At 34.6% G+C, this 12,532-nt stretch carries 14 protein-coding genes, 1 tRNA gene and 1 other RNA gene; 11 read left to right on the top strand and 5 right to left on the bottom strand.

Translation table 11 applies throughout. The annotated features are described in order from the left end of the window. Nucleotides 1-37 precede the first annotated feature (37 nt). From mreC to ACGH6R_RS03990, 5 genes are all read left to right on the top strand, one after another. Nucleotides 38-880, top strand: coding sequence for a rod shape-determining protein MreC (gene mreC, locus ACGH6R_RS04010; protein ID WP_065558741.1), 843 nt, complete (start codon nucleotides 38-40; stop codon nucleotides 878-880). Continuing rightward, on the top strand, nucleotides 867-1,352 hold the full coding sequence (gene mreD / locus ACGH6R_RS04005; RefSeq protein ID WP_267349693.1) for a rod shape-determining protein MreD: 486 nt from the start codon (nucleotides 867-869) through the stop codon (nucleotides 1,350-1,352). The genes mreC and mreD overlap by 14 nt, the downstream gene beginning before the upstream one ends. A 27-nt stretch (nucleotides 1,353-1,379) precedes the next feature. Continuing rightward, complete coding sequence (gene rng / locus ACGH6R_RS04000; RefSeq protein ID WP_411598973.1) at nucleotides 1,380-2,855, top strand: ribonuclease G; 1,476 nt, start codon at nucleotides 1,380-1,382, stop codon at nucleotides 2,853-2,855. A gap of 94 nt (nucleotides 2,856-2,949) precedes the next feature. Next, nucleotides 2,950-4,410 carry a metalloprotease TldD gene (tldD, locus tag ACGH6R_RS03995; protein ID WP_267349690.1) on the top strand — a complete coding sequence of 487 codons (1,461 nt, stop codon included), beginning with the start codon at nucleotides 2,950-2,952 and terminating at the stop codon, nucleotides 4,408-4,410. Nucleotides 4,411-4,436: 26 nt separating this feature from the next. Next, complete coding sequence (locus ACGH6R_RS03990) at nucleotides 4,437-5,141, top strand: DedA family protein (protein WP_267349689.1); 705 nt, start codon at nucleotides 4,437-4,439, stop codon at nucleotides 5,139-5,141. On the opposite strand, the gene rnpB is transcribed toward ACGH6R_RS03990, so the two are convergent. Next, nucleotides 5,136-5,524: RNase P RNA component class A (rnpB, locus tag ACGH6R_RS03985), an RNA gene on the bottom strand. The genes ACGH6R_RS03990 and rnpB overlap by 6 nt on opposite strands. A 356-nt stretch (nucleotides 5,525-5,880) precedes the next feature. After that, nucleotides 5,881-6,222: a helix-turn-helix domain-containing protein gene (locus ACGH6R_RS03980; protein WP_411598972.1), complete on the bottom strand. Its 342-nt coding sequence runs from the start codon at nucleotides 6,220-6,222 to the stop codon at nucleotides 5,881-5,883. Between the two features lie 177 nt (nucleotides 6,223-6,399). On the opposite strand from ACGH6R_RS03980, the gene ACGH6R_RS03975 reads away from it, so the two are divergent. The 5 genes from ACGH6R_RS03975 to ACGH6R_RS03955 all read left to right on the top strand — a co-directional run bounded on the left by ACGH6R_RS03975 (nucleotide 6,400) and on the right by ACGH6R_RS03955 (nucleotide 10,156). Next, entirely contained in the window at nucleotides 6,400-6,756 is a 357-nt protein-coding gene (locus ACGH6R_RS03975) for a DNA-binding protein (RefSeq protein ID WP_065558735.1), read from the top strand. Between the two features lie 63 nt (nucleotides 6,757-6,819). Continuing rightward, on the top strand, nucleotides 6,820-7,782 hold the full coding sequence (gene proQ, locus ACGH6R_RS03970; protein ID WP_267349687.1) for an RNA chaperone ProQ: 963 nt from the start codon (nucleotides 6,820-6,822) through the stop codon (nucleotides 7,780-7,782). A 9-nt stretch (nucleotides 7,783-7,791) separates the two neighbouring features. Beyond that, complete coding sequence (prc, locus tag ACGH6R_RS03965; protein WP_267349685.1) at nucleotides 7,792-9,882, top strand: carboxy terminal-processing peptidase; 2,091 nt, start codon at nucleotides 7,792-7,794, stop codon at nucleotides 9,880-9,882. 25 nt (nucleotides 9,883-9,907) lie between these two features. After that, nucleotides 9,908-9,997 (top strand): YnhF family membrane protein, encoded by a 90-nt coding sequence (locus tag ACGH6R_RS03960; protein ID WP_143425968.1) that lies wholly within the window; start codon nucleotides 9,908-9,910, stop codon nucleotides 9,995-9,997. A gap of 71 nt (nucleotides 9,998-10,068) precedes the next feature. Continuing rightward, a tRNA-Ser gene (locus ACGH6R_RS03955) sits at nucleotides 10,069-10,156 on the top strand. Nucleotides 10,157-10,252: 96 nt separating this feature from the next. On the opposite strand, the gene ACGH6R_RS03950 is transcribed toward ACGH6R_RS03955, so the two are convergent. From ACGH6R_RS03950 to ACGH6R_RS03940, 3 genes are all read right to left on the bottom strand, one after another. After that, entirely contained in the window at nucleotides 10,253-10,534 is a 282-nt protein-coding gene (locus ACGH6R_RS03950) for a hypothetical protein (RefSeq protein WP_411598971.1), read from the bottom strand. 31 nt (nucleotides 10,535-10,565) lie between these two features. Next, nucleotides 10,566-10,700, bottom strand: a complete 135-nt coding sequence (locus tag ACGH6R_RS03945; RefSeq protein ID WP_411598970.1) for a hypothetical protein — start codon at nucleotides 10,698-10,700, stop codon at nucleotides 10,566-10,568. Between the two features lie 355 nt (nucleotides 10,701-11,055). Continuing rightward, nucleotides 11,056-11,751, bottom strand: coding sequence for an XRE family transcriptional regulator (locus tag ACGH6R_RS03940; RefSeq protein WP_065558733.1), 696 nt, complete (start codon nucleotides 11,749-11,751; stop codon nucleotides 11,056-11,058). Between the two features lie 287 nt (nucleotides 11,752-12,038). Here ACGH6R_RS03940 and ACGH6R_RS03935 point away from each other — a divergent pair. Then, nucleotides 12,039-12,532 (top strand): antiterminator Q family protein (locus ACGH6R_RS03935; RefSeq protein WP_411598969.1); only part of this gene is annotated, 494 nt, incomplete at its 3' end.

The following is a 12,532-nucleotide window of genomic DNA, read 5'->3' as shown; positions in this document are numbered from 1 at the left end:
AATAGCGCTTAAGTATATAACAGGTAAGTATTGAACAATGAAATTACTTTTTTCTAATCGTTCACCGCTTAGTGTGCAACTATTTATTTCTATGGCACTTGCTTTAATTTTAATAGTTTTTGATGTTAATTATCGTCCATTTAAAGAAATTCGATATTATCTTGATACTATTATTTCGCCACTTTATTACATTTCTAATTCACCGGCAGCATCGTATGATTCACTCTATGAAATGTCGAAATCCAGAGAAGAATTAGTCAATGAAAACGAAAGATTATCTGAAGAATTATTAAATAAAAAAGCTGATCTGCTACTACTTGCACATTTAAGACACGAAAATAATCGATTACGGGAATTATTGAAAGCACCTTTATGGCATGAAGAGCATAAAATGGCTGCTCAAGTTTTATTAGCTGATACTAATCCTTACGCTTATCAGATCGTTATCAATAAAGGGCAACATGAAGGAGTATATGTTGGGCAACCTGTGATTGATGAAAAAGGTATTGTTGGACAGATTTATGAGACAGCTCAAAACACGAGTCGAGCTATTTTAGTTTGTGATTTTCAACATGCCATACCTGTTCAAGTGCAAAGAAATGATATTGCTATGGTTGCTGTCGGTAATGGATGTAATAATGATTTAACACTCGATTTTTTACCGAATAATGTTGATATTAAAGTTGGTGATGTTCTTGTCACATCGGGGCTAGATGGTCGATTTCCAGAAGGCTATCCTGTTGCGGTAGTAAGTTCAGTTAAAATTGATATCAGTGATTCATCACCCATTATTTCAGCTACTCCGACTGCTGATTTAAAACGACTACGTTATCTATTACTATTATGGGGCGATCAAGGAGAACAACATGAAAAACCCTAGAGGAATACTGGTTATTTGGATAACGTTATTTTTAGGTTTATGTTTACAAATTATACCTTGGACGCCATCTTATAATATATACAAGCCACATGTACTAATGCTCTTTTTAGCTTATTGGTTAATTGCGCTTCCGCATCGTGTTGGTATAGGGACAGCATTTATTCTAGGCATTATTATGGATCTCTTTTCCGGTACGATAATCGGTATCCATGCATTTATTTTTTCTATTATTGCTTATTTACTGATTTTTAAATACCAGTTGATACGTAATTTAGCATTATGGCAACAATGCTTTATTATTTTTGGCATATCAATTTGTTATAATTTATTGATGTTTTTATTTCAGGTCAGTATTTATCATACTATAACAATGTCCCCATTAAATTTACTATCAAGCTTTGTTGACGGAGTATTATGGATAGTAATTTACCTATTTTTACGACTAGTGAGACGGAGCTTTGCGATCAATTAATTAGCGATCTATTTAACAGGAATCTTTATGTCAGTTGAACTATTAATGAACGTAACACCTTCTGAAACTCGTGTCGCTTATATTGAAGATGGTGTATTACAAGAAATTCATGTCGATCGTGAATCTCGGCGTGGTATTGTTGGAAATATCTACAAAGGTAAAGTGATCCGCATTTTACCTGGCATGCAAGCAGCATTTGTTGATATTGGTCTTGAAAAAGCAGCCTTTTTACATGCTTCAGACATTATGCCTCATACGGAATGTGTATCGGATACTGAGCAAGAGCAATTTCAAGTTAAAGATATTTCTGAACTTGTTCGCCAAGGACAAGACTTGATGGTACAAGTCGTTAAAGATCCGTTGGGAACAAAAGGGGCAAGGTTAACTACAGATATTACATTGCCTTCTCGTTATTTAGTATTAATGCCCGGTCCAAACTCAGCTCACGTGGCGACTTCTCAACGTATTGAAAGTGAAGAAGAACGAGATAGACTTAAAAAAATTGTTGAACAGTATGTTACCGATCAAGGTGGTTTTATTGTTCGTACGGCAGCTGAAGGTGCAAGTGCGCATGAATTAGAACAAGATGCTAATTTTCTAAAACGACTGTGGTCAAAAATACAAGAGCGTATGGCTAGGCCAATCAGTAAAAATCTGGTTTACGGAGAACTACAACTTTCTCAGCGTGTATTACGTGATTTTGTTGGCGATCCTATTGAGCGCATTTTGGTTGATTCAAAATTAACGTATGATCTATTAGTTGAATTTACGCAAGAATTCATGCCTGAAGTTACTGATAAGCTAACGCACTATCGAGGTAGTGCGCCAATATTTGATCTCTATGATACAGAAAACGAAATTCAACGAGCACTGGATCGTAAAGTTAAATTAAAATCAGGTGGTTATTTAATTATCGATCAAACCGAAGCCATGACGACAATTGATATTAATACAGGCGCATTTGTTGGGCATCGCAATCTTGAAGAGACAATTTTTAATACGAATATCGAAGCAACTATTGCTATTGCGCGTCAATTACGATTACGTAATTTAGGTGGTATTATTATTATCGATTTTATCGATATGCAAGAAGATGTCCATCGAGAACGAGTGCTCCAATCACTACAAGATTTTTTAGCCAAAGATAGAGCAAGAACGACTGTAAATTCATTTTCGACTTTAGGCTTAGTGGAAATGACGCGTAAACGTACTCGTGAAAGTTTGGGGCACATTTTATGTGAAGAGTGTCCAGCCTGTAAAGGTCGCGGTATCGTCAAATCCGTAGAAACCATATGCAATGAAATATTGCGTGAAATTGTCCGTGTTCATAAAGCACATCGTTCTGAATACTTATTGGTTTATGCGTCTGCAGCGGTTGCCAATGCTTTAAATAATGATGAATCACATGCTTTAGCAGAAGTGAAAGTGTTTGTTGGTAAACGTGTTGAAGTCAAAGTTGAACCGCTTTATATTCAAGAACAATATGATGTGGTATTAATGTAAAGCTTCAAAGCCTTGAGATATGAAAAATTAACAATATATTGATAACAAGTGAACTTTAAAAATTATTAAAGTTGAAATATTAATTAAGGAATCTATGATTGTAACTGAAGTAAGTGAACGACTACTTTGTCCAAATAACCTAAATCATTCAGATATTATGCGTTTATTGGATATGTTAGGTTCAAGAAAAATTGATTATGGCGATTTGTACTTTTTATCGGGCTTTTATGAAAGTTGGGCAATCGAAGATGGTATTATCAAAAATGCTTCTTATCATCGTGATCAAGGTGTGGGGGTTAGAGCTATCATTGGCGAAAAAACAGGGTTTGCCTATACCGATCAACTTGCTTTAAATCGCTTAGAGCAGAGTGTCTTGGCGGCAAATTCCATTACAACTTTACAAACGCCAATTAAAATTACTCCCCTTAAAACATTGGAAAATAGCTTAAAATATCCGTCAATTAATCCAATTAATGGCTTTTATCAAGATCAAAAGATAGCTTTATTAAGGCAAGTCGATCAGTTAGCACGTGCGCTTGATTCACGAGTTACAGAAGTCTCGGCGAGTTTGACTGGCAGTTATGAAGATATCCTTATTGCGGCTACTGATGGGACTTATTGTGCCGATATCAGACCATTAGTCAGATTATCCGTTTCTGTTCTTGTCGAGCAAGATGGCAAGCGTGAACGTGGTAGTAGTGGTGGTGGTGGTCGTTTTGGTTATGACTACTTTTTAACTATTCACCCTAAAACAGGGGAAAGCATTGCCGATAGCTACACACGTGAAGCCGTACGCCAAGCATTAGTTTCACTATCTGCTAAACCAGCACCAGCAGGAACAATGCCAGTTGTTCTTGGCGCAGGTTGGCCAGGTGTCTTATTACATGAAGCGGTGGGGCATGGCTTAGAAGGTGACTTTAATCGTAAAAATAGCTCTGTATTTTCAGGAAAAATAGGTGAAAAAGTCACTTCAGAACTTTGTACTATAGTGGATGACGGTACAATGGAAAATCGACGCGGTTCACTTTCTATTGATGACGAAGGAACGCCAAGTCAAAAAACAGTACTTATAGAAAATGGCATTTTAAAAGGCTATATGTTTGATAAACTCAATGCAAAATTGATGAATACTCAATCTACAGGTAATGGACGCCGTGAAAGCTATGATTGTCTTCCGATGCCTCGAATGACGAATACCTATATGTTATCAGGCAATTCAACGTTCGATGAAATTATCAGTAGTGTTGATTATGGTTTATATGCACCAAATTTTGCTGGCGGTCAAGTTGATATAACCTCTGGTAAATTTGTTTTCTCCACATCAGAAGCATATTTAATCGAAAAAGGCAAAATAACGACGCCGGTAAAAGGGGCAACATTAATTGGTTCCGGTATCGAAACCATGCAACAAATATCAATGGTCGGGAATAATCTTGAATTAGATTCTGGTGTGGGTGCTTGTGGTAAAGCAGGGCAGAGTGTACCGGTAGGTGTTGGGCAACCAACATTGAAAGTGAATAATTTAACTGTAGGTGGTACTATTAATCACCAATAACTTAGATGAATAGGATTTTAAAATAGATGGAAACAATCATTACTCTTTATCAAGCTTTTATTAATATGGATGTTGCAACACTATCAAACCCTAATGTCTTATGGACATTATATGGTATGTTATTTGTCATCATATTGTTAGAAAATGGCGTCTTACCGGCAGCTTTTTTACCGGGTGACAGCTTGCTCTTTTTAACTGGTGTGCTAATTAGTCTTGATGTTTTCCATTTCGGGTTAATCAATGTCATCTTAATTGCAGCAGCAGCCCTGGGAACTTGGTTAGGTTATTTACAAGGGCTTTGGCTTGGTAATACCAAAATTGTAAAAGGTTGGATGGAACACCTGCCTGAAAAATATCACCGTAAATCCGAAGTTTTATTCCATAAATATGGATTACAAGCGTTGTTTATCGGTCGATTTATTGCTTTTGTACGAACATTATTACCGATGATGGCTGGATTATCCAATCTACATAGTAGAAAATTTCATATTTATAATTGGATTAGTGCAACATTATGGATTTTCTTGATTGTGACTTTAGGTTATCTATTCGGTTTGTCGCCGATTTTTAAAACCTATGAGAAGCAGATCATGTCACTTTTAATGTTAATTCCTGTATTGTTATTGCTTTTAGGTTTGATCTTCTCTATTTGGCTGGCGTTAAAACGTTGGTTAAACAAAAAGAAACAAGTGCATGTCGCTGAAATTGAGAATCAAAAAGAAGAAAATTGAAATTAACCGATAAGCCGGGTTCTGTCGTGGACAATCATTCCTCTAGGCTAATACTCACGCATTAGCTCAAGCAGTCTACCCGGATTCAACGCGGGCCGCGCCAATGAATCCCTATTTGACCTTGCTCCGAGTGGAGTTTACCGTGCCACAACTGTTACCAGTTGCGCGGTGCGCTCTTACCGCACCCTTTCACCCTTACCTGATCTTAACTATAAGCCATCGGCGGTATACTCTCTGTTGCACTAGTCGTAAATTTTAGCTCACGCCAAAATTCCCCAGGCGTTACCTGGCACTCTGCCCTATGGAGCCCGGACTTTCCTCCCCTCTGTTTGTCTCCACTTTTACAAGGACTACAACAAAGCAGCGATTGTCTGGTTAATTTCGCAGATTAGTATAGCGTAAAGTATCATTTTGTCTAGCACAGCATCATGATTTTAGCATCACTAATAAGAATATCTGTTTAAAAGAATGGTTTTTAAACTCAATTAAACTATTTTTTATCTCTAGTTTTACTAAATTAAAAATAATGATGCAACTTGCGAAGTCACAATAAAAAAATGAGTAATCATATACTCCCTAATTCATTCACTAATTAAACTAAAAAACTATTTTTAAACAAAATAAGAAGTCACTTAAAATTAATATAGTTTAATACTTTAATTTTGTTGAAAATATCAGTCAATACATAAAATTTAGAAACAAATGAACTTAATCTTTATATATTTCATTGAAATATTTCTTAAGTTTCCTGATTATTTTTATTTATTTTTTCTATCATTTCTTCAATCATTTCTTGATTTAAACCGGATGATTCAAAATTTAATTTCTTTTCATAAACAACACGCTTAATTGGCTGATTTGTTTTTGCATCAATATAACGACTAGGCCAAATTTCGGACGGATCTAAATCAAGGGCTTTAGCAATGATAAATTCCCCTTTTGTCCATGGTCGAACAAGCGCATTACCAAGAGTTGACGAACTAAAACCCGATCGGCGGGATAATTCAGATAGTGTTGTCCCTTTCTTTTTTAGTGCAGCTATAATATCAGCGTGATGCCAATCGCTGAATTTTATTTCCATTTTTTGTTCCCTCTTAGTTTATAACTTATTTTATCTATGCTATGCTCTAAAATTACTGAAACGAGTAATTTCATTATTCAAGTTAATTTGTGATAATAACTCGTTTCTTATTTAGTATAACAAGATTTCTTTAATTTCTGTATTTTTTTCTGGTTATTTAAAATTAGGATGGTTAAAATGAAAGAATGGTTCTCATCTAAAGAGCTGTCAAGCATTGCAGGGATGCCTACAACAATACAAGGTATTAATCGAAAAGCAAGAGCTGAAAAATGGACTGCACGTAAACGTTCAGGTGTTCGAGGTAAAGCTGTCGAATATCATATTGGAAGTTTACCGTCAGATGTCAAAAAAGCATTATATATTGAGGAAGAGAGTGCAAGCTATGTAATTTCACCCATTGAACCTCTTCAACTTTGGATGACTGCTTTTGAACAATTGACACCCGATGAGCAATCGATTGTCTCTTCATGGCTAATGCGAAATGGTATAAAAGATTTCATCAGTTTCATCAATAAACAAAATAAAGAAGATTAGTGTTATTAATTTAGCTGATATATACTTTAGCGCTTATAAAATTTAGTTATTACGGAAAAGTAAATGGGAAAACAATTTCAATTAACAACAAATGACGAAATTATTGCTTATTTAGTTAAGCAATTTCCAGATTCTTTTGCGTTTGGGAATAATGTCAAACCTTTTAAAAAGGGCATTGTTTACGACATTATTTCCCGATTAAATGAAAACCCTAAATTAAGCTTAGCTAAACTCAATGATGCGTTAGATTTCTACATGAATAGTCAGCATTATTTAGAAAGTATAAAAATTGGGGTTTATCGGATCGATTTAGACGGTAATCCCCATGAAATCATAACTCAGGAACAGATGAATCTTGCTAAGCAACAACTAATAGAAAGTAAAGAAAAAACGATAGAATCCTTTAAAGAACAACCCAAAGTAAACAATAACGCAATTCATTCACAACCCAACAGTTTAATTATTACGGCAGAACAGATGGAAAAACAGTTTCAATTGACAAATAGTAAAGAAATTATTGTATATTTAGCCCAACAATTTCCTAATTGTTTTACTATTGAGGGCGAAGCAAAACCCTTGAAAATCGGCATATTTCAGGACATACTTTCACGTCTTGATGGAAACCAAGAATTAAGCAAAACGAAACTACGTGTTGCCTTACGTGTTTATACCAATAATTGGCGTTACTTATATAGTATAAAAGTTGGCTCGCATCGTGTTGATTTAGATGGTAATCTCAATGAAGTCATTACCCAAGAACAGATGGATTATGCACAACAACAGCTTAAAGAGAGCAAAAGTAAAGCTAAAGAGCACTTTAAAAAACAAAACAAATCGAAACCTAAAAGAGCTTATACTCCACCTAAAAAAAATAGAGTTTTAAAAATTGGTGATTTTGTTAAGGTTACGATGGGCAATAAACCATTAAAAGTGCAGATCATTGATATTGAAAAAGAACATATCAAAGTGAAGGTTGGTTCAGGTATGCAACTAACAGTTAAACCAGAGCACATAATTAATCAATAGAGAATGGCAATGAGTAATTTATTTAAAGGTATAAGAAAATCGTTACTTGTTCTTTGTGTTATTAGTCCAAGTATCGTTTGCCAAGCAGTTCAGACTAATTCGTCAGTTACAGAACAATTACCTACGCTTAAACAAGATCAAATTCATCAAATTGTGGCAAATAGGGTAACTAACTATTTTACTCAAGCCCATTACCGTAATTTTGATTTAGATGGGGCATTTTCAGCCAAAATCTTTGACCGCTATTTTAAACTATTAGATGGCAATAAATCTTTTTTTATTCAGCGTGATATTGATAGTTTTAGAGATAAACAAGCGTCGTTAGGTCAAGAGCTGTTAGATGGCGATTTGAAAATGGCCTATGACATTTATAATCTTTCTATTCAAAAAAGATATAACCGATTTCAATATGCTTTAAAAGTTTTACAACGCCCTATGGATTTTTCAACTAATGAAAATATTGATTTTAAAAGAGAAGATATTTCATGGGCAAGCACCGAAGAAGAGCTTGATAATTATTGGGATAAACGAGTCAAATATGATGAGTTAAGTCTTTCATTATCCGGTAAAAATGAGAAAGAGATACGTGAAGTTTTAACTAAACGTTACAATCGTGTGTTAAAAACATTGTTACAATCCAAAACTGAAGATGCGTTCCAAGTGTTTATGAATGCATTTGCACGCGAAATTGATCCTCATACCAGCTATTTGGCGCCACGAAAGAAACGAGACTTCGATGCTGAGATGAATTTATCAATGGAAGGTATTGGAGCCACTTTAAGTCAAAAAGATGATTACACCGAGATTATGTCTTTTGTAACGGGTGGACCGGCTGAAAAAAGTAAACAACTAACCATTGGTGATAAAATTATTGGTGTCGGACAAGGTAATTCAGCCATTGAAGATGTTATTGGCTGGCGTCTCGATGATGTTGTTGAAAAAATTCGTGGGCGAAAAGGAACTGTTGTCCGACTCGAAATTTTACCGGCAGGCAATAGTAGCAAACCTAAAATTGTTGAACTAACACGTGATAAAATTCATTTTGAAGACAGGGAAGCTAAACTAAAAATTATCGACAATCAACGAGGGAAGGTTGGTGTTATCGAAATTCCGAGTTTTTATATAGGATTAACTCAAAAAGTCAATTCACTATTAACGCAAGCTAATCAAGATAATCTGCAAGGGCTTGTTATCGACTTACGCGATAATGGCGGTGGTTCTTTAGCAGAAGTTATTGCATTAACTGGGCTATTTATTGATACAGGGCCTGTGGTTCAAGTGCGTGACAATCTACAAAAAATCAATGTTTATGATGATAAAAATGAAAGTATCAAATATTCAGGGCCAATCGTGGTGATGATAAATCGGTACAGTGCTTCTGCCTCTGAAATTTTTTCTGCCGCAATGCAAGATTATGGTCGAGCGTTGATTGTTGGAGAAACGACATATGGTAAAGGAACGGTGCAAACCTCACGAAATATAGCTTATCCGGTAGATGCAAGATTACATCCGGATTGGCCTGAATTAGGCGGTGTGCAATATACTGTTCAAAAATTTTATCGAATCAATGGTGGGAGTACGCAACTTAAAGGGGTTGATCCTGACATTGATATGATCAATGAAAAATATGTTGACGAAACCGGTGAAAGATATTTAGATAATGCTTTGCCATGGGATAAAATACCTTCAGCGCAATATTCAAAAGTTGCAAATATCGCACCTTTATTTTCAGAACTTAAAGCCAACCATTTAGCTCGAATTGCCAAAAATCCTGAGTTTATCTACATTCAAGATGATATTAAACGGTTCAATGATAAAAAGGATAGTCGTTATATTGTTTCTTTAAATAAACAATATCGTGAAGATGAACAAAAGAGCGATGATGACCGAGATTTGAAACGCATGAATGAGCGTTTGAGTCGTGCTGGTTTGGCTCCAATTGCGAAATTAGAAGACTTACCAAAAGATTATAAACGACCCGATGCTTATTTAGATGAAGCTGTTGAAATACTGCTTGATTTTGCGCCTAAATATTCCAAAATTGCGAAAGAACAAGTAAACAGTGATGTCATTCCATTAAACATTTCGGTTGATCAATAGAATAATTAAAATTGGAGATAAAAATATGTGTTCAAATTTAAAATATGCATTATTTAGTACAGTTGCCATACTCAGTTTAATTGCTGCATTTGGTGTGATTGTTTGTATGAATTAAAAATACTTGAAAAATTGTTTTGTGACGATTATAGTATGCGCCTGCTTTTAAAAAGCAGGCTTTATAATTTAGGTGAGGTGTCCGAGTGGTTGAAGGAGCACGCCTGGAAAGTGTGTATACGGCAACGTATCAAGGGTTCGAATCCCTTCCTCACCGCCATCTCTTCTCGATTTTTGCTGGACTTTACGTTTAAAACAGCGTTATCCAACATTTTAGTTTTTAGGATATTGATTATAAAGTATCAATTTTTATTATCTATACGTTACTAAATTGTGCTTTTGATTCTTCTCTTGCTTGAGAATAGCAAATATCCAAAACGAACTGATCATAAATCTCAGCATCAACTGCGTGATTATCAAGTTTCAGTTTAATTAATTCTAGAAGTTGCCAGTCATTCTCATTGCTAAAGTTTTTTATAAGTTCGCTAGCCCGTTTATCGATCCACTCATCTCTTGCATCTTGTTTTTCAATTCTATCGAGCATTTTGCAAAAATCAGCTTCATATGCGTTTTCAACTAATCGGTGTAATTGATGCATCACGTACCTCGTTGCTGTTTATCTATTTCAACTAAAAAAGCAATAATCCAAACAAGATTAAAATAAAAATACCAATAAAAGAAAAATTGATTTCGCTATTCGTTAATTGATAATCAGGATGAAAACGATCTTTTATTTTCATCTTAACAAAATCTCTATTCGTCATATTAACCTCTAAAAAAGCCCCGATTTCGGGGCAAAAGGGTGTAGAATATTACTGTCTTTCCAGTTGTCAGATATTCAATAAATTGGTTTACACAAACTTGTATTGAATATCTCATCAAAACCGCAGTATGTTCGTAAGCCCCTGCTAGCTACTTGAATCTTGTTACCCCATTAGTAACTCGTGGTATTGCTAACTTTATGGTAAGTTGATTAGTTTTGATAACCATAATGATAATATAAGTTATCAAAAAAGTCAATAACAAAAGTAATAAAAATGAGGTTACGATAAAAAATTAAAATGTTAGGGTATAATGGTAGGAACATAAACCGCCGAAGCGGTAAATGTTATGTGTCGATCAATCCAATATCGATGATTGCCACCAGACTCTTCCTAGAATGGTGATATCATCCAAAGAAACAGTTTCATCATCATAATCTGAATTGTAACTTCGGATTTTGACTTGATTACCAGGCAATCTTTCCAATATTTTTATTCTTAATAACCCGTCATGATTAATTGCGTATATTTTTCCATCTCGAATATTGGTGTCTGCTTGATTGATACCGACAGTTGACCCGTCTCTAAAAACAGGTTCCATACTATCTCCATAAACAGTTAAACATACGGCACAGTCTTTATCAATTCCGTATTTTCGCATTGTTGACCGTGATAATCGCAGTTTGTATCCGTTATAATCTTCAATATCATCAGCAAATCCGTTACCTGCAGAAAGCCTAACATCTTTGTAAAATGGCACTTCAACTTCATCCTCATCAAGTGGTGTTTTACTATCCCATTCATCGATAGCACCTAACATTGTCGCATTGGCACTATTTTTAGTTAATTTCGCTTTGCCAATGCCTTTTGTCAGCCACAATAAATCAACATTTAACGCGTTGGCTATTTCAACAATTTTTCTTGATGTATTGGATTTTCCTGACAGTAATTTTTGAATGGCGGGCTGACTAATTTTAACCTTTTCAGCTAATTGATGTTGAGACATACCAGATTGTTTCAATGCTGAATTTAATCTTTCTGTAAATGTCGTCATTTTTTTATCCCATTGTAATGAAGTACTTTATTGTATAACTCAAGTTATCATCATTCAAATAACATTGGTTATTGATTTTTATGATAACTATTGTTATTATTAATAATAATAGTTATTTGAAAGGAATTTTTCAAGAATATCTTTGTCATGATCAGTGCTAATAGAGATATAAAAAATAACTTTAATACTGAAAGAGAGATAAAACATGAATGAAAACATGTTGATAATTAATTCTTTTACTAGTTATTAATTTAACGTTAATAAAATGAAACTACTTGAGGTGAATAATGCTAGCAAAACAAATCAATGTTGAACAATATCAAAACCCGACACAATGGCTTAATAAAGTGAGTTTGAATGCTGATTATGATATCACTCAAGTATTAACCCGTTGGGGTAATTGGGCTCGAAAAGAAGCCTATCAACAACGCAAAGTATTTAGTTTATATCAATCCCAAAAAAAGGAATATAAACAGGTCTGTTTAGATAAAGACGGGTTAATAATAGATGGCATTATTTCGACGATGAAAAACAGTAAAATTACGAAAATAAAAGAAGAAGCAAAAGTCTTAATTAAATTTTATTATGGAGACGAAATGATCGTGGATGATCATCTTTATATCGAACGAAGCAAAACACAAACATCGTCGACATTAATTATCAAACCTAAAAATTTACGTGAAATAGCGAAGGATTTAGCCTGTAGTGAAGGCAATATCCGAAAAATAAAAAGTAGTGGTGAAAGTTACATTATTGGTGCATTATCGATGCAAACGATGTT

The organism is Gilliamella sp. CG13, from assembly GCF_046635805.1.
GTDB classification, from domain to species: domain Bacteria; phylum Pseudomonadota; class Gammaproteobacteria; order Enterobacterales; family Orbaceae; genus Gilliamella; species Gilliamella apicola_I.
This window is presented reverse-complemented; position numbering and strand designations above follow the sequence as displayed.

Coding starts and splice junctions, on each gene's coding strand:
- mreC (WP_065558741.1), top strand. CDS start 38: ATGAAATTACTTTTTTCTAATCGTTCACCGCTTAGTGTGCAACTATTT.
- mreD (WP_267349693.1), top strand. CDS start 867: ATGAAAAACCCTAGAGGAATACTGGTTATTTGGATAACGTTATTTTTA.
- rng (WP_411598973.1), top strand. CDS start 1,380: ATGTCAGTTGAACTATTAATGAACGTAACACCTTCTGAAACTCGTGTC.
- tldD (WP_267349690.1), top strand. CDS start 2,950: ATGATTGTAACTGAAGTAAGTGAACGACTACTTTGTCCAAATAACCTA.
- ACGH6R_RS03990 (WP_267349689.1), top strand. CDS start 4,437: ATGGAAACAATCATTACTCTTTATCAAGCTTTTATTAATATGGATGTT.
- ACGH6R_RS03980 (WP_411598972.1), bottom strand. CDS start 6,222: ATGGAAATAAAATTCAGCGATTGGCATCACGCTGATATTATAGCTGCA.
- ACGH6R_RS03975 (WP_065558735.1), top strand. CDS start 6,400: ATGAAAGAATGGTTCTCATCTAAAGAGCTGTCAAGCATTGCAGGGATG.
- proQ (WP_267349687.1), top strand. CDS start 6,820: ATGGGAAAACAATTTCAATTAACAACAAATGACGAAATTATTGCTTAT.
- prc (WP_267349685.1), top strand. CDS start 7,792: ATGAGTAATTTATTTAAAGGTATAAGAAAATCGTTACTTGTTCTTTGT.
- ACGH6R_RS03960 (WP_143425968.1), top strand. CDS start 9,908: ATGTGTTCAAATTTAAAATATGCATTATTTAGTACAGTTGCCATACTC.
- ACGH6R_RS03950 (WP_411598971.1), bottom strand. CDS start 10,534: ATGCATCAATTACACCGATTAGTTGAAAACGCATATGAAGCTGATTTT.
- ACGH6R_RS03945 (WP_411598970.1), bottom strand. CDS start 10,700: ATGACGAATAGAGATTTTGTTAAGATGAAAATAAAAGATCGTTTTCAT.
- ACGH6R_RS03940 (WP_065558733.1), bottom strand. CDS start 11,751: ATGACGACATTTACAGAAAGATTAAATTCAGCATTGAAACAATCTGGT.